General features: G+C 30.2%; 13 protein-coding genes and 1 tRNA gene. 5 read left to right on the plus strand and 9 right to left on the minus strand.

Translation table 11 applies throughout. The annotated features are described in order from the left end of the window. Positions 1-20: 20 nt before the first annotated feature. Complete coding sequence (locus ACTTBE_RS05225; RefSeq protein WP_440677466.1) at positions 21-767, plus strand: alpha/beta hydrolase; 747 nt, start codon at positions 21-23, stop codon at positions 765-767. On the opposite strand, the gene gltB is transcribed toward ACTTBE_RS05225, so the two are convergent. Both gltB and ACTTBE_RS05235 read right to left on the minus strand, forming a co-directional pair. Then, positions 760-5,265 carry a glutamate synthase large subunit gene (gltB, locus tag ACTTBE_RS05230; RefSeq protein WP_440677467.1) on the minus strand — a complete coding sequence of 1,502 codons (4,506 nt, stop codon included), beginning with the start codon at positions 5,263-5,265 and terminating at the stop codon, positions 760-762. The two genes, ACTTBE_RS05225 and gltB, sit on opposite strands and share 8 nt — an antisense overlap. Beyond that, the gene (locus tag ACTTBE_RS05235; protein ID WP_440677468.1) at positions 5,265-6,704 is read right to left on the minus strand and encodes an NAD(P)-dependent oxidoreductase; all 1,440 of its coding nucleotides are present in this window, start codon (positions 6,702-6,704) and stop codon (positions 5,265-5,267) included. The genes gltB and ACTTBE_RS05235 overlap by 1 nt, the downstream gene beginning before the upstream one ends. A 182-nt stretch (positions 6,705-6,886) precedes the next feature. On the opposite strand from ACTTBE_RS05235, the gene ACTTBE_RS05240 reads away from it, so the two are divergent. Next, complete coding sequence (locus tag ACTTBE_RS05240) at positions 6,887-7,651, plus strand: undecaprenyl-diphosphate phosphatase (RefSeq protein ID WP_440677469.1); 765 nt, start codon at positions 6,887-6,889, stop codon at positions 7,649-7,651. On the opposite strand, the gene ACTTBE_RS05245 is transcribed toward ACTTBE_RS05240, so the two are convergent. From ACTTBE_RS05245 to aceE, 3 genes are read right to left on the minus strand one after another with little or no spacing between them, the layout of a single operon-like run. Then, a complete protein-coding gene (locus ACTTBE_RS05245; RefSeq protein ID WP_440677470.1) occupies positions 7,648-8,541 on the minus strand; it encodes a DMT family transporter in 894 nt (297 codons plus the stop codon). The two genes, ACTTBE_RS05240 and ACTTBE_RS05245, sit on opposite strands and share 4 nt — an antisense overlap. Positions 8,542-8,547: 6 nt before the next feature. Then, on the minus strand, positions 8,548-9,810 hold the full coding sequence (locus tag ACTTBE_RS05250; protein ID WP_440677471.1) for a 2-oxo acid dehydrogenase subunit E2: 1,263 nt from the start codon (positions 9,808-9,810) through the stop codon (positions 8,548-8,550). Next, positions 9,810-12,851 (minus strand): pyruvate dehydrogenase (acetyl-transferring), homodimeric type, encoded by a 3,042-nt coding sequence (aceE, locus tag ACTTBE_RS05255; RefSeq protein WP_440677472.1) that lies wholly within the window; start codon positions 12,849-12,851, stop codon positions 9,810-9,812. Before aceE ends, ACTTBE_RS05250 begins: the two co-directional genes overlap by 1 nt. A 149-nt stretch (positions 12,852-13,000) precedes the next feature. Here aceE and ACTTBE_RS05260 point away from each other — a divergent pair. From ACTTBE_RS05260 to ACTTBE_RS05270, 3 genes are all read left to right on the plus strand, one after another. Next, positions 13,001-13,077, plus strand: a tRNA-Arg gene (locus tag ACTTBE_RS05260). A 13-nt stretch (positions 13,078-13,090) separates the two neighbouring features. After that, a complete protein-coding gene (locus ACTTBE_RS05265; protein WP_440677473.1) occupies positions 13,091-13,855 on the plus strand; it encodes a glycosyltransferase family 25 protein in 765 nt (254 codons plus the stop codon). A 153-nt stretch (positions 13,856-14,008) separates the two neighbouring features. Next, positions 14,009-14,434, plus strand: coding sequence for a PaaI family thioesterase (locus tag ACTTBE_RS05270; protein WP_440677474.1), 426 nt, complete (start codon positions 14,009-14,011; stop codon positions 14,432-14,434). Between the two features lies 1 nt (position 14,435). On the opposite strand, the gene ACTTBE_RS05275 is transcribed toward ACTTBE_RS05270, so the two are convergent. The 4 genes from ACTTBE_RS05275 to ACTTBE_RS05290 form a co-directional block, all read right to left on the minus strand. Continuing rightward, entirely contained in the window at positions 14,436-16,757 is a 2,322-nt protein-coding gene (locus ACTTBE_RS05275; RefSeq protein ID WP_440677475.1) for a TRAP transporter permease, read from the minus strand. A 72-nt stretch (positions 16,758-16,829) separates the two neighbouring features. After that, positions 16,830-17,834, minus strand: a complete 1,005-nt coding sequence (locus tag ACTTBE_RS05280) for a TAXI family TRAP transporter solute-binding subunit (RefSeq protein ID WP_440677476.1) — start codon at positions 17,832-17,834, stop codon at positions 16,830-16,832. Positions 17,835-17,918: 84 nt separating this feature from the next. Next, entirely contained in the window at positions 17,919-19,145 is a 1,227-nt protein-coding gene (locus ACTTBE_RS05285) for a pyridoxal phosphate-dependent aminotransferase (RefSeq protein WP_440677477.1), read from the minus strand. Continuing rightward, entirely contained in the window at positions 19,146-21,107 is a 1,962-nt protein-coding gene (locus ACTTBE_RS05290; protein WP_440677478.1) for an acetoacetate--CoA ligase, read from the minus strand. It lies immediately after the preceding gene. Positions 21,108-21,126: the final 19 nt, after the last annotated feature.

Consider the following 21,126-nt stretch of genomic DNA (forward strand, 5'->3'; position numbering starts at 1 on the left):
AGCAATTCTTATAAACGATTATGGCAAATTTCAGATTCCACAAAACTTCAAAGACTGAGAAAATTAGACATATTTGTAAAATTTATAAAAATGCTCCATTCATAGTTTTCTTACATGGATTTATGTCAGATCTTGAAGGAAAAAAGCCAGAAGCTTTTTTGAAATTTGCAAGAAAAAACAAAGTAAGTTTTCTTGCTTTAGAATATTCAGGTCATGGAAAATCTACAGGTAAATTCACAAATGGAAATATTTCAAAATGGACTAAAGAAACTTCTACATTGATAAATAAATATATAAAAAATAATAATTTTTATATCATTGGTTCAAGTATGGGCGCTTGGATTGCTTTAAGACAATTCAAAATATTTAAAAAACAAATTATGGGATTTTTAGGAATTGGATCAGCACCTGAGTTTTTAGAAAATTTGATGTGGAAAAAATTTTCTAAGAAAATAAAGCAAGAAACAATCCAAAAAGGCATATATCACCTAAAACATGGGAATTATGAGTATCCAATCACTTATCAGCTTATAAAAGATGGAAGAAAAAATAGAGTTTTAAATAAAAAAATAAACTCAAAAATTAATGTTACCATGGTGCATGGTGAATATGATGAAGCTGTACCGGTAAGTTATTCTAGAAAAGTTTTAAAACTATTTCCAAAAGCAAGAAAGAAATTAATCATTGTAAAAAAAGGTGACCATAGCTTATCAAATAAGAAATGGCTTAATAAAATCTTAAAAGAATTAAAATTATTAATTAACTAACTTCTTTTACAACTTTTTTTAAACTAATAGGGTTTTTAAGTTTATCTAACATTTCTTTAGGACAAACCTGAATGAAATTGTTAATTTCATTATCATAATTTTCAATTATTTCTTTAGATAACAAAGATCCTGTCTCTTCATGGTGTTCTTTGATTAAATTTTTTAAATTTTCTTTCCAATAATCTGTTTCAACATTCTGCCAAACTACTGACTCTGGGTTTACTTTTTTTTCAAATTCTTGTGATTTGTCATAGATAAATGCCATACCACCTGTCATACCAGCAGCAAAATTATCTCCAACATCTCCAAGAATTACTACAGTTCCACCTGTCATATACTCACATCCATTAGAGTCACATCCCTCAATAACCGTAATTGCACCTGAATTTCTTACAGAGAATCTTTCACCAGCTTGACCAGCTGCAAAAAGTTTTCCAGATGTTGCTCCGTATAGAACTGTATTTCCTAAGATAGTATTTTCATTTGAAACTAAATTACTTTCCTCTGGTAGTCTTATAGAAATTGTAGCTCCTGAAAGACCTTTACCGACATAATCATTTGCATCCCCTTTTAATACCAACTTCAAACCTTTGGATGAAAAGGCTCCAAAAGATTGGCCAGCTGACCCTTTAAAATTTAATACTAAAAAATTATCATCAAGTTTTTCATAACCATATTTTTTATATAAATGATGAGAAATTCTTGTCCCAACTGCTCTATGAGTATTTTTAATTAAATACTCTTTTTCAATTTTTTCTGAATTATCTAAAGCCTTTTCAATCTCAGGCCATATTTCTTGGTCTAGAGTATCTGGCACCAAATTAATTTCTTGATTTGCACAGTATCTAGTATTGTTCCCAGTATCTGCTTGAACAAATAAAGGATTTAAATCTAAATCATCTAAATTATCTGAACCCTTGCTAACTTGTCTAAGTAAGTCAGTTCTACCAATAATATCATTTAATGATTTAAAACCTAATTTAGCTAAAATTTCTCTAACCTCAGTTGCTATAAACGTAAATAGATTAACAACCTTATCTGGTGTTCCAGTGAATTTTTCTCTTAATTTTTCATCTTGAGTACAGACACCAACAGGGCATGTATTCGAATGACATTGTCTTACCATTATGCATCCCATTGCAACTAAAGCGGTTGTTGCAACTCCATACTCTTCTGCTCCCATCATAGCAGCTATAACTACATCCCTACCTGTTTTAATTCCCCCATCAGTTCTAAGTGTAACTGTATGTCTAAGATTATTTAATGTTAAAACCTGATTAGCCTCTGTTAATCCCATCTCCCACGGGATACCTACGTATTTTACACTTGTTTGCGGAGTAGCTCCAGTTCCGCCATTATGTCCTGAAATTAATATTATGTCTGCTTTTGCTTTGGCAACTCCTGCAGCAATAGTCCCAACTCCTGAGGATGCAACTAGTTTTACTCCAATTCTTGCTTTTGGATTAATCTGTTTTAAATCATAAATAAGCTGCGCAAGATCTTCGATTGAATAAATATCGTGGTGTGGTGGAGGAGAAATTAGTGTTACTCCAGGCGTTGAGTGTCTTAACTTTGCTATTTCATCAGTAACTTTGAAACCTGGAAGCTGTCCACCTTCTCCTGGCTTTGCGCCTTGTGCAATTTTTATTTCAATCTCATTACAATTGTTCAAATAATTAACTGTTACACCAAATCTTGCTGAAGCTATTTGCTTTACTCTTGAGTTTGCACTATCTCCGTTATCTAACACTTTAAATCTTTTTTCATCTTCACCGCCTTCACCACTACAAGAAGCTCCCTTAATTCTATTCATACCTGTAGCCAAAGTTTCGTGTGCCTCTTTAGATAAAGCCCCATGAGACATGCTTCCGCTTCCAAATCTTTTTAAAATATTTTCTATTGGTTCTACTTCTGAAATGTCTATAGCTCCCTTTAATTTTTTTTCTCTAAAATCAATTAAGTCCCTTAAATTTATTGGTGGTAAATTATAAATTCCTTCTGCATATCTTTTATAGGCGTCATAAGAATTAGAACCAACTGCACTTTGAAGTAAATGTATAAGTTTCCCTTGATATTGGTGTGTTTCTCCATTTTTTCTATATCTATAAATTCCTCCAATAGGAAGAATTGTATCTGTGCTTTCGAAAGCTTCTTTATGAATTGCTCTTATTTTTTTTTCAATTCCAGTAAGTCCAATACCAGAAATTTTAGAAACAACTCCTGGAAAATAATCTGAAACAATAGTTCTGCTTAATCCAACAGTTTCAAAATTGCATCCACCTCTGTAAGAACTTAAAACAGAGATACCCATCTTAGACATGATTTTTAATAAACCTGCATTGACAGATTTAATGTATCTTTCAACACATTCTTCAAAACTAAACTTTCCAAATAATTTTTTTTCAAATCTTTGATATAAACTGTCGAACGCCAAATAAGGATTTACTGTTGTTGCTCCAACACCAATTAAAGTTGCAAAAGAGTGTGTATCTAATGCTTCTCCAGATTGGACATTGATTGATACATAGCCTCTTAATTTTTTCTCAATTAAAAACGAGTTGATTGCACCAACTGCAAGCAGCATTGGAATTGGAAGTTTTGATATTGATAAATCTTTATCGCTGAGAATTAATTGTGTAACACCCTGTCTAACAGCAATTTCTGAATCTTTTTGAATTTTTTTAATAGCTTCGTATAAACTATTACTTTCTTCAAAGGTACAATCAATTATTGTTGAATTATTTCCAAAAAAATTGATGAATTTTTCAAACTGAGAATTAGATAAAATTGGGCTATTAAGAACATAAATATTCTGTTTTGTTAAATTATCAAAATCTAGAATATTGCCTAGATTTCCAAATCTTGTTTTTAAACTCATCACTTTGTTTTCTCTCAAAGAGTCTATTGGTGGATTTGTAACTTGGCTAAAATTTTGTCTAAAAAAATGATACAGAGGTCTATATTTATCTGATAGCACAGCTAAAGGGGTGTCATCGCCCATAGACCCTGTAGCCTCTTTTGCATCCTCAGCCATAGGGTGTAAAATTAATTCAAGATCCTCTAAACTAATTCCAAAAGTGTACTGTCTTCTTCTTAAATCATCCCCTGAAAAAGAATTATTTTCATCCTCAATTGTTAGCTTGTCGTCTAAATCAATAATTTGTGAATTAAAATGTTTATACTCTTTTGCTAAGTAATCCTTAATTTGTTTATTAGTGAATACTTTACCTTTTTCGATTCTTACTCCTATAATTTCTCCAGGACCTAATCTTCCTTTTGATAAAATTCTTTTTTCATTTAGCTCGATCATCCCAGTTTCTGAGCCTGCAAACAATAACTTATCCTTTGTGATTGCATATCTTAAAGGTCTTAATCCGTTTCTATCATTTGCTGCAATAACCCACTCATTGTCAGTCCCAGCTATTGCGGCAGGCCCATCCCAAGGTTCCATTGTGCTATTTAAAAAATTAAATAATTGCTGATGATCTTTTGGCAAAGTCTTATTCTTCTTAGACCATGCATCAGGAACTAACATTAGTTTAGCTAATGGTGCAGGTTGACCTGAAATGTTTAATAATTCGAAAACATTATCTAAAGCTGCAGAATCTGAGGCTCCTTGTTGAATAACTGGCTTAAGATTTTCTATATCATCAAATAATGGACTATTCATTTCTTGCTCATGAACTTTCATCCAATTTTTATTTCCTCTATAAGTGTTAATTTCTCCATTATGTGCAATTGCTCTAAATGGTTGGGCAAGATTCCAACTTGGAGCTGTGTTAGTTGAAAACCGCTGATGAAATATTGCGTATCTTGATACAAATCTTTCATCATTTAAATCTAGATAAAATTCTGAAATTGCTTCAGCTAAAAACATTCCTTTGTAAATAATTGACTTTGAACTTAACGAACAAATATAAAAATTATTTAATGATTTTTTGAAAGCTTCGTTTTCGATTTTTCTTCTTGTCTCATAAATTTTTCTCTCCAAATCTTTATTTGTAAGTTCTTTATTATGAGGTTTGAAAAGTACCTGAATAATTTCAGGCATAGTTTGAAAAGCTTTTTCACCTAAGACCTTTGGATTAACAGGAACTTGTCTCCAGCCATAAATATTAAAATCATTTTTCGTTAATTCGCTTTCAACAATTGTTTTACAGCTCTCTTGTGCTGCATAGTCATTACGTGGAAGAAAAATCATTCCTACGCAGATTTCAGAATTATCGTGTGTGTGTCCAGTAACCTCAATTTTTTCAATAAAAAAATCTTTTGGAATTTCTACATGAATTCCAGCTCCATCTCCTGTTTTTCCATCAGCATCTACTGCACCCCTATGCCAAACAGCTTTTAAAGCTTCAATTCCATACTCAACCACATTCCTGGATTTTTTTCCCTCTGTTGAAGCTATTAGACCTACTCCACAAGCATCATGCTCCATATCCTCAGAATAGACATTGTTTTTCTTAAGTAGATCAAAATTTTTTTTATAAGTTTTCATTAAGCAACTTTTTTCTCATTTTTGGATTTTGTTTCTAAATAATTTTTTATGGAATCTGCTGCGTCTCTCCCATCTTTAATTGCCCAAACAACTAATGAAGCTCCTCTAACAATATCCCCAGCAGCAAAAACACCACTTAGATTAGTTTCCATAGTATCAAAATCTGTTTTTATTGTTCCCCATTTTGTAACTTGAAGTTCATTGCTATCAAATAAATTAGGTAAATCCTCTGGATCAAATCCAAGAGCTTTAATAACCATATCTGCTTTTATATCATAACTTGAACCTTCTTGTACTTCAGGTTTTCTTCTGCCAGTTTCGTCTGGTTCACCTAACTTTATTTGATCTACAATTAAATTTTCTACTTTATTAGTTCCTTTAAATTCTTTAGGACTAGATAACCATACAAATTCAACACCCTCTTCTTCAGCATTTGCAACTTCTCTTGCTGAACCAGGCATATTTTCTTTATCTCTTCTGTATAAGCATTTTACTGATTTTGCTTTTTGTCTAACTGAAGTTCTCACACAATCCATTGCTGTATCACCTCCACCAATTACAACAACATCTTTTCCCTCAGCATTTAGAACTCCCTTGTCAAATAATTCAACGTCATCGCCCAATCCTTTCTTATTTGATGCTGTAAGAAAATCCATTGCTGGAAAAATATTATCTAAATCATTACCTGGTAAATTAACTTCTCTTGCTTTGTAAACTCCTGTTGCAATTAATACTGCATCATGTTTTTTTCTTAATTGCTCTAAACTTGCATCTTTTCCAACTTCGAAATTTTGTATGAATTCTATTCCACCATCTTTTAAAAGCTTTGTTCGTCTTTCAACTATTTCTTTTTCTAATTTAAAATTTGGAATTCCATATATTAACAATCCTCCAGCTCTATCATAACGATCGTAAACTGTAATTTTATAACCATTTTTTCTTAACTGTTCTGCTGCCGCTAATCCAGCAGGACCAGCTCCTATAATTCCAACACTTTGATTTTTTTCATTTGTAACTTCAATTGGTTTAACCCAACCTTGTTCCCAGGCGTTATCTGTTATATATTTTTCAACAGAACCAATTGTAACTGTTCCATGACCAGACTGTTCAATTACACAATTCCCCTCGCATAATCTATCTTGCGGACAGATTCTTCCACAAACCTCAGGCATATTGTTAGTGCTTTGGGAAAGCTCATATGCTTCTTTTAATCTTCCTTCTGCAGTTAACTTTAGCCAATCAGGAATATTATTACTTAAAGGACAATGAACTTGACAGAAAGGAACTCCACACTGAGAACATCTGCTTGATTGTTCTTTAGCTTTTTCATTGATATATTCGTCATATATCTCGTTAAAATCCTTTTTTCTTTGGTCAACTTCTCTTTTAGGTGGAGTTTGTTGACCTATTTTTACAAATTTTAACATTTTGTCAGTCATAAAAAATATAATTTTCGGCAAATTATATAATGATTTTATTTAATAAAGCATTAAATAGGTCATATTTATTGACCTTTAATCTCTCATTTTTGTTATAAATAAACAGGTTTCTAATAAATGCATAGCTACTATGATCAAATCGTATTGTTTGAAATATAAGCTTTATAAGCTACGAAGAAATTATGTTTCAAAATATTATAGAAGTTTTAATTCTTTCAGCAATTCAAGGGGTTTCAGAATTTCTTCCGATAAGTTCTTCTGCACATTTAATTTTAGTTTCAAGCTTATATGAATTTAAATCTAGCTCATTACTAATTGATATAAGCCTTCATCTAGGATCTCTTTTTGCAATAGTTTATTACTTTAAAGAAGAGTTATTAAACATAAATAAAAATAAAAGACTAATAAGTTTAATTGTTATTGGATCTATTCCATTAATAATCTTTGGATATATTTTGTATACCACAGGGCTAATTTATAATTTACGAAACATTGAAACTATTGCATGGACAACTTTAATATTTGCAATTGTTTTATATATTTCAGACAAAAGTCGTTTTGATAAAAAAATTTCTACTAATTTAAATATTCAATCAATTCTATTTATAGGAATAATTCAAATTTTATCATTAATACCTGGAGTAAGCAGAGCAGGTATTACAATAACAGCTGCGAGGATTTTAAAGTTTAATAGAGTAGATTCGAGTAAAATATCTTTTTTACTATCTATCCCAGCATTAGCTGGTGCAAGTGTACTTAGTTTAAAAGATATTTTTAATCAAACAACGGAATTTAATTACTTGGTAATAATTGCAATTATATTTTCTTTTATATTTTCTTTTTTAACAGTTAAATATTTTTTAATTTTTATTAATAAGTTTTCTATGAACGCATTTGTAATTTATAGAATAATAATTGCTTTAGTATTGTTTAATTTAATATATTAAATTTTTTTTCTTTTTATAAGTGGGAGTAATTGTGATAATAAAACTCCACACAAAATAAAAAAACATCCAAGTATATTATTTATATCTAATACTTGATTTAAAATGAACCATGCAGCTACAGTTGCAAATACACCCTCAAGGGAAAAAATGATTGCTGCTGGTGCAGGTGTAATATTTTTTTGTGCATAAATCTGTAATACAAATGCAAATCCTCCAGATAATATTCCAGCATATAATATGGAATATATTTCCATTAGAATGTTGTTCCAAACAAATTCTTCGTAAAGAATTCCAATTAAAAAAGATAAAATAGCTACGATTAAAGTTTGAATTGCTCCGATTGTGAGTGGAAGATTGTATTTAGAAATAATAATTCCAGTAAATATAATATGTGTGCTCCAAAATAAAGCTCCTAGTACAACCAAAGTATCTCCCAGCCTAACTGTTGCATCGTAAAAATTTGTTAATAAATATCCTCCAATTAAACACAAAATTACTGATGGCCAAACACTCCAATGAATTGATTTTTTTCCAAACAAATAAATTATGATAGGCACCATAGGTACATAAAAGATCGTAAAAAAGGCTGCATTTGCAACATCTGTATAAAGCAAAGCAACCTGTTGTAATGCAGAACCTAAAAATAAGGACAATCCTATTAAAGATACATAAATTACAAATGTTTTTTTATCTGTTTTTAATTCTGGTTTAAAATTTTTTAATTCAAATAAAATTACGAGTGGGGTAATAGCTAAAAAACCAACAAAAAATCTAACAGCATTAAATGTAAAAGGACCAATATTGTCCATGCCAGTATCTTGAGCAATAAAAGTTGTGCCCCATATAAAAGTGCATAACAAAGCACTTAATAGGGAAATGGGCTTAGACATTTTTAATTATACAGCTAGCTTATAAGCAAAATTTTTGCCTAAGTTTTCTTTAAGATCATTGTTAAATCTTGCTGCCTCAGCACCATCAATAATTCTATGATCATAAGACAAAGAGATTGGTAGCATTGTTCTAGTTTGAAACTTTCCATTTATATAAATTTGTTTTTTCTCTGATCTTCCTACTCCTAAAATTGCTACTTCAGGATAATTTATTATTGGTGTAAAAAATGATCCACCTATTCCACCCAAACTAGTAATGGTCATCGAACCACCAAACAATTCTTTTTTGTCTATTTTTAAATTTCTACAAAGCTCACTTACCTCTCTCAACTCTCTACTAATATGAGAAATTTTTTTATTATTAGCATTTCTAATTTTTGGAACCATTAGTCCATTTGGAGTGTCTACAGCTATACCTATATGGTAATATTTCTTCATTGTCATTTTACCTGTTTCAATTTCATCAATTGAAGAATTAAAACTTGGAAATTTTTTTAACGAAGCAACTAAAGCTTTTACAATAAATGCTAAAGGAGTAATTTTAATTTTTTCTCCTGTATAAATATCTGTCAAAGAATTTCTGAAGCTTTCCATTTCTGTAATATCAGCCTCATCATGATTTGTAACATGAGGTATAGTGGTCCATGAATTTGTTAAATACTTTGATGATAATTTTTTTACTCTTGGTATATCTTTGATCTCTATTTCACCAAAATCTGAATGCTCAAATTCATTTTTGATTTTGCTTGGTTTTTTTTCCTCAACGACTTCAGCGTTATTGTTTGATCTTAATGCTACAAATTTTTTGATATCTTCTTCAACAACTCTTCCATCTCTCTCGCTTCCTAAAACTTTATTTATATCTACACCGAGTTCTCTAGCAAATTTTCTAGCTTTTGGGCTTGCTGATGAAATGTTAGATACATTATTTAAAACTTTAGTTTCTTGTTGAACTTCAGGTTCTATTACTTCAATTTTTTTAAACTCTTTTTCTATTATTGGCTTTTGTTCAACTTTTTGATTTATCTGTGATGACTTTTCTAAAGTTAAAATTAAATCTCCTTCAGATACTTTATCTCCAACTTTTATATTTAAGTTAGAAATTTTACCTTCAAAACTAGATGGTATTTCTACGCTTGACTTATCACTTTCTATTGTAATTAAAGGGTCATTTTTTTTAATTGATTGACCTTTTTTTACTAATACCTCAATAACCTCAACATCTTTAAAATCTCCAATATTTGGTACCTTAATTTCAATATCTGACATTATAATTTTGTTGGCATAGGTTTATCACCATCAATTTTGTATTTTTTCATAGCATCTTTTGCATATTTTGAAGCTATCAATTGTTCTTTTGCTAAAATGCTTAATCCATAAGCTACTAAATGTTCTTTATCTACCTCAAAGAATTTTCTTAAATTTTTTCTAGTATCACTTCTTCCAAAACCATCTGCACCTAGCGAATAAAAACTCTTATTGTTTGTGTAAGGTCTTATTTGATCAGAATTCATTCTCATATAATCAGATGCTGCCATAATTGGTCCTTCAGTACTTCCAAGACATTGCTCTACATATGATTTTTTAGGAGTTTTGTCCGGATTTAGAAGGTTATATCTTTCAACTTCCATTCCATCTTTTCTTAACTCATTAAAACTTGTAACACTCCATATTTCACTATCAATTTGATAGTCGTTTTGTAAAATTTCAGCTGCTGACATCATCTCTCTTAATATCGTTCCTGAGCCTAAAAGTTGAAGTTTTGTTTTTTTATATTTGTTAAATTCCTTTATCTTGTACATTCCTTTAAGAATTCCTTCTTCACAATTTTTATCCTTAGGCATTTCAGGATGTGAATAATTTTCGTTCATTGTTGTAATATAATAAAAAACATTTTCTTTCTTCTCATGCATTCTTCTTAGACCCTCTCTAAAAATAATTGCTAATTCATAATGAAATGTAGGATCATAAGTTACACAATTAGGAATTGTTGATGCAATCAAATGACTATGTCCATCTTGATGCTGTAATCCTTCACCTGCTAATGTTGTTCTTCCGGCTGTTGCACCAACTAAAAAACCTCTAGCCTGGCTATCACCAGCGGCCCAAGCTAAATCTCCAATTCTTTGAAATCCAAACATAGAATAAAAAATGTATATCGGAATCATTTCAATATCGTGATTTGTGTAAGCAGTTGCAGCTGCTATCCAAGAAGACATCGCTCCTGCCTCATTAATTCCTTCTTCAAGTACCTGTCCACTTTTATCTTCTCTATAAGAACTTAGTTGTGCAGCATCTTCGGGCTCATATTTCTGTCCCTCATGAGCGTATATTCCAATTTTTTGAAAAAATCCTTCCATACCAAATGTTCTTGCTTCATCTGGGATAATTGGAACTAATCTAGGTGAAATATTTTTATCTCTTAATAAATTAGTTAACATTCTGACCAGCGCCATTGTAGTAGACATTTCTTTTTCACCAGTTGAAACTTTCATAAAATCAAAAATGTCTTTTGATGGTGCTTTAATGGGTTTTGCAAAAGTTGATCTCTCTGGCAAATAACCTCCTAATTTAAGTCTTCTCTCTTTTATGTATCTAATCTCTGGAGATTTCTCATCAGGCCTAAAGTATTCTATATTTCTAACTTGTTCATCAGTTAGAGGAACGTCAAAACGATCTCTATAATACATAAGATCATCCACATCTAATTTTTTAGTTTGGTGAGTAGTGTTTACACTTTCACCTGTTTTTCCCATACCATATCCCTTGATTGTTTTTGCAATAATAACTGTTGGACTTCCTTGGTTTTTAATTGCTTTATCATAAGCTGCATATACCTTATGTGGATCGTGTCCTCCTCGATTTAATCTCCAAATATCTTTATCTGACATAGATGAAACCATCTCCAAAGTATCTGGATTTTTTCCAAAAAACTTTTCTCGCACATATGCACCATCTCTTGCTTTCATAGCCTGGTATTCACCATCTACAGTTTCATTCATAATTTTTACTAATTGACCAGTTTTGTCATTAGCTAACAATGAGTCCCAGTATGAACCCCAAATAACTTTTATTACATTCCATCCAGCGCCTCTGAAGCTACCTTCAAGTTCTTGTATAATTTTTCCATTTCCTCTTACAGGTCCATCAAGTCTTTGGAGATTACAATTAATTACAAAAATTAAATTATCTAGTTTTTCTCTGGCTGCTAATCCAATAGCACCCATGGATTCCGGTTCATCCATTTCACCGTCTCCTAAAAAAGCCCAGACCTTTCGTCCCTCATCTTTAATCAATCCTCTATTGATTAAATATTTCATGTATCTTGCTTGATAAATTGCAAGCATTGGTCCTAACCCCATCGAAACAGTCGGAAATTGCCAAAAATTTGGCATTAGCCAAGGGTGAGGGTATGAAGATAATCCTCCAGGTTTTACTTCCTGTCTAAAACTATCTAATTGTTTCTCAGTTAATCTGCCCTCTAAAAATGCTCTAGCATACATTCCAGGCGCGCTATGTCCTTGGAAATATACTAGATCACCTCCAAATTTATTATTTTTTGCTCTCCAAAAATGATTCATTCCAACATCGTATAAAGTTGCAGCAGATGCAAAGGTTCCTATGTGCCCACCTAATTCTGGAAATTTTTTGTTAGCTCTTACCACCATAGCAGCTGCATTCCATCTGATCAGAGATCTTATTCTTCTCTCAATATTTTGATCTCCATTTGATTTTATTTCAGCTTCAGGAGGAATAGTATTTATATACGGAGTATTTTGGGTGTAAGGAATATTTGCTCCTTCACGATAAGCTTTGTTAATTAATTCCTTAATTAAAAAATGAGCTCTTTGATTTCCATCTTTTGAAATTACTGCAGATAAAGATTCTAGCCAATCTTGGGTTTCTAAAGGATCTGTATCTAATCCATTTGTAACTTGAATTATAGATTGTTTTTTTTCTTTAGCTGGATCTGGAACATTCACCAGCTCCTCTTTATTCACAGCCATAGCTTCTTCAGCTTGTTTAATAATATTTTCAGTATCTTTAGGAAGATTGCTCTCTGTGAGACTTTTGTTTGAATTGCTTATACTTAAAATTAAATCACCTTTTGAAACTTTATCTCCTACTTTAACATTAATGGTATCAATTTTCCCTGAAATCGTTGATGGGATTTCAACACTGGATTTATCACTTTCAATTGTAACTATTGGATCATTTTTCTTAATTGTATCTCCGGGCTTTACCAGTAACTCTATGACCTCTACATTCTCAAAATCACCGATGTCAGGAACAAGTAGTTTTTCGCTCATTATTTAAAAAGGCTTATACACTCAAATAAATTATATTTTTATGTTATTTTATCACATTAATTAATCTTTTTTTGCAAAGCTGTGTTTTAATTGAACAAAATTTGTTAATAAAACTAAAAAAAACAGTAACTTTAATAAAATCAATTTTTGGACCGCTGGCCAAATTGGATAAGGCGCTCGGCTACGAACCGGGAGATTCCAGATTCGAGTTCTGGGCGGTCCACCAAAAGGAATAAAAAATGTCATATAATTTCAAAATTTATGTAATTAATTTGAAAAGAGAGGCTGAAAGAAGAGAAAATATTATTAAAGAATTAAAAAAACAAAATATAAATGAATTTGAGATAATTGATGCTATCGATGGAAAAAAAATTAAAAAAAGTAAATTAGACTCTTTAATTTCAAAAAACAAAAATTTTATTAATCCGATTAATACTCATATGAATTCACCAGAAATTTGCTGTGCTTTAAGTCATATTAAAGTTTATAAAAAATTTCTTAAAACTAATTATGAATATGCTCTAATTTTTGAAGATGATGCTGTTTTTTTAAATAATTTTTCAGATAATTTAAAAAAATTTATAATTAGAAATTTTAAATATAAAAGACAGATAATTCTTTTGAGTGAGTTGTGGCAATTTTATAAGAAACCTTTAGATATTGAAAATGATTATGAATTAGTTGATGTAAGAAACGCAGTCCTTGCCCATGCTTATTTTATTAATCGTCAAGCTGCAAAATCATTAATATTATTTAATTATCCAGTTAAGACAATGCCTGACTATTTTTTACTTTTTCATATTTACTGTGATATTAAAATCACAGGATTGAATCCATTTCTAGTTAGACAAGATAAAGAAAAATTTGAATCAGCAATACCGAGAGATAATAGAATGAATGAGGTTTTTTTATTTCGAAGATTTCTATATAGGTTAAAAAATAAATTTTTAAAAATTTGTAACAAATTTAATTCACATAAAAAAAACTTTGAATTTAGATCATAAAAATACATTTACTAATTTAAAATTCTATAAATATAAGTTAAATATTTAAATGATTGATTTAATTAAAAAAATATCTTTGCAAAATTCAGTAATTTGCTTTTTTATAATTATTGTATTGTTGTTATTGCTACTAACTATTTTATTGTAAATTTTATGGGTAATGAATTTGAACAAATAAGTTTAACCCCTGGGTTCATGAAACATAATGGAGGTGTTTTTTTTAGAAACATTTCTGAAACTGAATATGAATTTAAATCTACTATAAATGAAAATCACTTAAATGCTGCCGGAATAACACATGGAGGTTATCTATCAGCATTAATAGATGCTGGTGCTGGCACCGCAGCTCACAGATCTGCTAGTAATGCTCCATGTGTAACTATTTCGTTAGATATTAAGTTTATTGGCGCCTCAAAAGTTGGTGATGAAATTGTTGGACACACAAAAATTTTAAAAAAAACTAATACATTAATATTTTTATTTTGTGAGCTAAAATGTAACAACAAAATTATTACATCAGCAACTGGGGTTTGGAAAATTTTAAAAGTTAAACCTTCAAACTTAGGTCCAGGTGGTTAATTCATTCCTTTCTTCTGGTATTAAAATATCCACAAATAACTAATAAAATTAAAGCAATTGGATAAACTATATTTTTAGATGGTCTATCAGAATTTTCAATTTTGAGTTCACTGATATAATCTCCCATTTCAAAACCATTTTTTTTTGCTTCTCCATTCCATTTTAAATTATCAACTATTATTTTTTCATCCTGCTCTAATAAAGTAATCCCATAATCCTCTAGAGTAAAATGATCCTCAAATGTATTTTTTGATATTACAAAAAGCTTATATCTTTCTCCATATAAACTAGGTCTCGTTATTTTAATTTGAATTTCTTTTTCTGAATCTAATTTTAATGAATTTATTTTACTAATTTCCTCATAATTATATTTTGGATAAAATTTATTTAAAATAAAATCTGGAGATAACAAAGAAATAGAAATGATTAAAAAAATAATAATTTCATACCATTTAAGCTTATTTACAAACCATCCTTGTGTCGCTGATGTAAAAACTAAAATTCCAATTAATGAAGTTATAATAACAATAAGCCCATGCCAGATATTTTCAATACCAATAAGTAAAAGTTCATGATTAAACAAAAAGACTATCGGCAATATTCCTGTTCTTAAACTATACCAGAAAGCTTGAACTCCAGTTCTTAATGGATCTCCTCCTGATATTCCCGCAGCTGCATAAGAAGCTAGTCCTACTGGCGGTGTTACATCTGCCATCAGCCCAAAGTAAAAAACAAATAAATGAACTGCTATCAGTGGAAAAATAAACCCAGATGCATTTCCAACATCAACTAAAACAGTTGCCATCAAAGATGCAACTACAACATAATTTGCAGTGGTTGGTAAACCCATTCCTAACAATAAACACAAAATTATAGTTAAAAATAATAGTATAGTGACATTATCTTTAGCAATAGATTCGATAACAATAATTAAGTTTGTACTTAAGCCTGTTGAGCCAACTGCACCTACTATGATACCAGCTGTAGCAATTGCAATGCCAACTGCAACCATATTTAATGCTCCTTTTTCAAAACCAACGATTGTTTGATTAAACCATTCTTTAAAAGAGTCTTTAGAATAATTATTTTTAATTATTAAGTTGATTAGATTGACTAAAATTAAAGTAATTGTTGCATAAAAAATTGAATACGAGGCAGTAAACCTTAAATAAACAAGAGTATATATTAAAACAAAAATAGGAATTAAAAAGTGAATTCCAGATAAAAATGTCTTTTTCAAATTTGGAACGTCTGTATCGTCCATTCCTTTAAGATTTAATTTTAGAGCTTCTAGGTGAGATATATAAAAAAGAGCAATATAAGAAATAATTGCAGGTAAAAAAGCATGTTTAACTATTTCAAAATAAGTAACCCCAATAAAACTTGCCATTACAAATGCTGCGGCACCCATCACAGGCGGCATTATTTGTCCATTTACAGATGATGAAACCTCAATTGCACCTGCCTTTTCTTTAGAGAAACCTGTTTTTTTCATTATTGGAATAGTAAATGTTCCAGTAGTTACGGTATTAGCAATTGATGATCCTGAAATTAAACCAGTCATTCCTGAACCTAGAATTGCGGCTTTGGCTGGTCCACCTCTCATTTTACCAACCATCGCAAAAGCTAAATCTAAAAAATATTTACCACCACCTGCCGTTTCAAGTAAGGCACCAAATAAAACGAACAGAAAAATAAAATCTACGGAAACCCCAATAGGGATTCCAAATATTGCCTCTTGATCCAACCATTGAAATCCTACCAATCTATTTAAAGACAAGCCTCCATGAGATATTATTTCTGGTGCATACCTTCCAAAATATGAAAATAATAAAAAACAAGTTGCAATGATTACCAAAGGTAACCCGATTGCTCTTCTTGTAGCCTCTAAAAGAATTAAAATACCACATCCTCCTAAAATTAATTCTACTGGAAAATTAAATGTATCAGTGATTTCCAAACTTAATAGGACACCACCCCTCTCTACTAATTGATCATAAAAAAAATAAATATAGAGACAAGAAAAAGCACCTACAAAACTTATAATAATATCAAAAAATGAAATTTTTTTTTCTTTTGCTACCGGGTAAATTAAAAATGCTAGAGTTAATGCAAATCCTAAATGTATTGCTCTAGCAGGCAAACCTTTGAAAATTCCAAAATTCAACATAAATGGAAATGGTGACGCATACCAAAGTTGAAATAAGGACCAAATGATAGCTATAGCGGAAACTACCTTTAAATGAAATCCGGTAATGTTTCTAGTTGGTGATAAATCCTCGCTTATTTTATTTTTTATATTGGCGCTAATTGAATCACTCATAAGAAATATTCATACCATAAAAAAAAGGCCCGGTAAAAATTACCAGGCCTTTTAAAAAGTAAAAAACTTAGATTACATTAATCCAGCTTCTTTATAATATTTAATTGCACCAGGATGTAGTGGAGCAGATAAACCATCTTTAATCATGTTTTTCTTTTCTAAAAATCCAAATGCTGGGTGTTGTTTTTTGAAATCATCGAAGTTTTCAAAAACTGCTTTTGTAACTAAGTACACTAATTCTTCAGAAACATCAGCTGAAGTTACCACAGTTGCTTTAACACCAAATGTAGTAGCATCTTTTTTCTGTTTTGTATAAGTGCCTTTAGGAATTACAGCCTGCGCATAATAATCAGCACCATCAATTAAGCCTTGAACTTCTGGTCCAGTCAAATTGATTGGAGATGCTTTAGCGGCACAAGTTGCTGCTTGTTCCATTGCACCATTTGGAAATCCAACCGAATAACCAAATGCATCAATTTTACCATCACATAAAGCTTTCACTTGCTCTGAAGAAGTTAACTCTGTCGTTGATTTAAAGAAACTAGTATCAACACCCATAGCTTTCATTAGCTCTTCCATAGTTCCTCTCTGACCAGAACCAGGGTTACCAATGTTTACTACTTTACCTTCTAAGTCTGCAAAATCTTTAATTCTTGCTTTTTTTCTAGCCCAAATTTGAAAAGGTTCGTTGTGAACTGAAAATACAGCTCTCAAATCACTATACTGTTTTCCTTCCCATTTACTTGATCCATTTACAGCATGATATTGCCAATCTGACTGAGCAACACCAAACTGGAATTCTCCAGCTGCTATTTGTCCAATATTATAGTTTGATCCTCCAGTTGATGGAGCAGTACATCTATAAGCTTTAGCTGTACCTTTGCTTCTTCCATGCTCAGCACTAATTGCAGATTTGTGAAGCATTTTACATATAGCGTTACCTGTTTGGAAATATACTCCAGTAGGTCCGCCTGTTCCTATCGTAAAGAACTCAGCTGATTTAGCAACAGTAGTTAATGACAGTGATGCAAATAAAATCAGTAAAGCACTTGATAGGGATGTGATTATTTTTTTCATTATTTTTCCCTCTCTATAATTGTATGTCGTTATTTTTTATAAATTAATCTTACCAAAAAATTATAATAGATGTATAGGCTGATTTTAAAGATTTTCTGACCATTTTTTTAAATTATCAACACCTTCTACAACCTTTGGTGCCAACTTTTCGATTATATTAAAATCAATAGATTGATTTTCCTTAATACTATTCATGAATTTTTCTCCATCAAAATCAGTAAAGCTTAATCTTGCAAGCATTTTACTTTCATTAAATCCAAAATCTGATCCAGGTAATAATGCAACACCTGTTTCTTTTAAAATATTTTCACACATTTCTGATGAAGTTTTAAATTTAGAATTTAAAAATTCAGGCATTAAATAGAAACCTCCTTGAGGTTCATTAATTAAAATTTTGTTTGATTTTAAATTTTGATAAACATAATTGCCGACAGCCTTTAAAATATTTCTTGATTTATTAATGTATTTACTATGATTGTTTTCATATGCTTTTATTGAAGCATATTGGATAGGCGCACTTACTGCTGAAAAGGTTTCGCTGGCTAAAACATTAATCATGTTTTTTATGTCATTTAAGCTCTCTGGAACAATAAAATATCCCAATCTCCAACCACCAGCTCCACACCATTTACTTAGGCCTGTACTGATAATTGTTTTTTCAGGACAAAAATTTGAAATAGACTTATAATTTTTTGTAAAAGTCAGTTCTGAATATATCTCATCAGATAAAATTATAAGATTATGTTTATTTGCAACATTAGAAATCTCTTCCAAATTTTCACAAACTTGTCCTGAAGGATTATTGGGGGAATTTAAAAATAATAAATAATTTTTATTTTTATCTTTTAATATTACTTCCTCTATTTCTTGAGCTGTAGGGAACCAATTATTTTCTCTTTTTGTTTGTAAAATTTGAATTTTGTTTCTTCCTAATATTGCTTGTGGCGCGTAAGAAACCCAACTAGGTGCTGGCAATATAATTTCACCATCGAATATTACATGAAGTAAAAACATCAACTCTTTAGAGCCTGGTCCTATGATGACATTTTCAGAATTATATTCATAATTTTTTTTCTTTGATGTGTATTTTGCTACAGACTGTCTTAGTTCTGAAAGGCCCTGCATGGGTAAATATTTGTTTTGATACGCATTATTTTTAAGCTCCTCTACTACATCTTGTGGAACTTTAAATGGTGATTGTCCAAAACCAAATTTAAATATTTTTTTTCCTTCATCTTCAAGTTTTTTTGAAGCTTCATTAATTGCTAGCGTAGAAGATGGTTTTAGATCTTTAACTATATTTTTTAACATTTAATAACTTAACTGTTTCAAATTTTTGTATTGTTTTAAAACTTCTGGGTTTGCTAAAGCTTCCTTATTTTTAACAACACTTCCTTCTATAGTGCATTTAACTGCAAGCTCAACAATTTTACCACTTTTGGTTCTTGGAATATCTTTTACAACAATTACTTTACTAGGGACATGTCTTGGTGATGCATTTATTCTTATTTGAGTTTTTATTCTATTAAGTAAAGAATCATTAAGTATGTATTCATTACTCATTACAACGAAAAGAATTATTCTTATATCATTATCCCAAGATTGACCAACTACTAGTGCTTCTTTAATTTCTTTAAACTTTTCAACCTCAGAATATATTTCAGCAGTACCAAGTCTTACACCTCCTGGATTAAGAGTAGTGTCAGATCTTCCATGTATAATAAAACCATCGGTATTTTTTCTTTCAGCATAATCACCGTGATGCCAAGTATTTTTATATCTATTAAAGTAAGCTTTTTTAAATTTTACGTCATTTTTATCATTCCAAAATTTAAGAGGCATTGATGGAAATGGATTTTTACAAACAAGTTCACCTTTAGAATTTTTTAAAGATTTGCCACTATCATTAAAAACATCAACATCTAAACCTAAGCCAGAATTTTGTATTTCACCAATATTTACTGGCTGATATATGTTTCCTAAAACAAAACACGATACAATATCTGTACCGCCTGAAATAGATGAGAGATGAACTTTCTTTTTAATATTTTTGTAAACATATTTAAAACCTTCACTTGATAAAGGAGAACCTGTTGAACATATTGTTTTTAGTTTTTGAAGTTTATATTTAAATTTAAGATTAGGTTCTAATTTTCTTAGAGCATCAATATATTTAGCACTAATTCCAAACAGAGTAATTTTTTCTCTTTGTGCTATTTTTAAAAGTAAATCACTTGATTTATACATTGGAGAACCATCAAAAAGTACTATTGATGCCTTTGAAGCTAACGAGCTTACTAACCAATTCCACATCATCCAACCACATGTGGTGAAATAAAACACATTATCATTTTCTTTTATATCGCAATGTAATTGGTGTTCTTTCTTATGCTGAAGAAGAACTCCACCAGTTCTGTGGCAAATACATTTTGGTTTTCCAGTTGTTCCACTTGAATATAAAATAGTCAACTCACTTTCAAAATCATACTTTTTAAAATTTATTTTTTCAGATTGATTATGAATAATCTCACGCCATTTAATTATATTTATTTTCTTATATTTACTTTTATTAGTGACATATTTTTTTCCAGGATAATTAACAATCACAACATTTTTAATTGACGGAATAGATTTTAAAATTTCAGATAATCTCTCTAATACATTAATTTTTTTTCCATTATAAAAATACTGGTCTATAATGAACAAAACTTTTGGATTGATTTGTGAAAATCTTTCAACAACACCTTTAATACCAAAATCAGGGCTGCATGATGACCAAATGCTTCCTAAAGTACTCGCTGCTATAAACGCCTCAACTGTCTCGATAGTATTAGGCATATAAGCTGCAACTCTGTCTCCTTTTTTAATTTTAATTTCCTTTAAAAACTTTATAATTTTGCCTGTATTTAAATTTAATTCTCTCCAAGATTTTTCTTCTCTAAAGCCATTTTCGCTTATAAAAGTGATCGCCTTATCATCATTATTTTTTGACAGTAAATTTTCACCAAAATTTAACTTACTTCCAGGTAAAAATAAATTTTTATAAAATATTTTAGATTTTTTAATTTTTTTTTTACTTTTCAATCCTTTAATTTCTGAAAATTCCCAAAAATAATTCCAAAACTCAGGAGAATTTTTAACAGTCCAATTTAAAAAAGTTTTGTAATTTAATTTAAATTTTTTTTTGATTTTTTTTGAAATAAATTTCTCAAAAGCATAGAGATTTGAATTTTTTTTCTCTTTTAAAGATGCTTCCCAAAGTTTATTGGTCATTTTTATTTTATTAAATTAC

Source organism: Candidatus Pelagibacter sp. HIMB1587, from assembly GCF_052047775.1.
Classification (GTDB): domain Bacteria; phylum Pseudomonadota; class Alphaproteobacteria; order Pelagibacterales; family Pelagibacteraceae; genus Pelagibacter.

Excerpts from the sequence above, each read along its gene's own strand:
- ACTTBE_RS05225 (WP_440677466.1), top strand. The coding sequence starts at position 21 with ATGGCAAATTTCAGATTCCACAAAACTTCAAAGACTGAGAAAATTAGA.
- gltB (WP_440677467.1), bottom strand. The coding sequence starts at position 5,265 with ATGAAAACTTATAAAAAAAATTTTGATCTACTTAAGAAAAACAATGTC.
- ACTTBE_RS05235 (WP_440677468.1), bottom strand. The coding sequence starts at position 6,704 with ATGACTGACAAAATGTTAAAATTTGTAAAAATAGGTCAACAAACTCCA.
- ACTTBE_RS05240 (WP_440677469.1), top strand. The coding sequence starts at position 6,887 with ATGTTTCAAAATATTATAGAAGTTTTAATTCTTTCAGCAATTCAAGGG.
- ACTTBE_RS05245 (WP_440677470.1), bottom strand. The coding sequence starts at position 8,541 with ATGTCTAAGCCCATTTCCCTATTAAGTGCTTTGTTATGCACTTTTATA.
- ACTTBE_RS05250 (WP_440677471.1), bottom strand. The coding sequence starts at position 9,810 with ATGTCAGATATTGAAATTAAGGTACCAAATATTGGAGATTTTAAAGAT.
- aceE (WP_440677472.1), bottom strand. The coding sequence starts at position 12,851 with ATGAGCGAAAAACTACTTGTTCCTGACATCGGTGATTTTGAGAATGTA.
- ACTTBE_RS05265 (WP_440677473.1), top strand. The coding sequence starts at position 13,091 with ATGTCATATAATTTCAAAATTTATGTAATTAATTTGAAAAGAGAGGCT.
- ACTTBE_RS05270 (WP_440677474.1), top strand. The coding sequence starts at position 14,009 with ATGGGTAATGAATTTGAACAAATAAGTTTAACCCCTGGGTTCATGAAA.
- ACTTBE_RS05275 (WP_440677475.1), bottom strand. The coding sequence starts at position 16,757 with ATGAGTGATTCAATTAGCGCCAATATAAAAAATAAAATAAGCGAGGAT.
- ACTTBE_RS05280 (WP_440677476.1), bottom strand. The coding sequence starts at position 17,834 with ATGAAAAAAATAATCACATCCCTATCAAGTGCTTTACTGATTTTATTT.
- ACTTBE_RS05285 (WP_440677477.1), bottom strand. The coding sequence starts at position 19,145 with ATGTTAAAAAATATAGTTAAAGATCTAAAACCATCTTCTACGCTAGCA.
- ACTTBE_RS05290 (WP_440677478.1), bottom strand. The coding sequence starts at position 21,107 with ATGACCAATAAACTTTGGGAAGCATCTTTAAAAGAGAAAAAAAATTCA.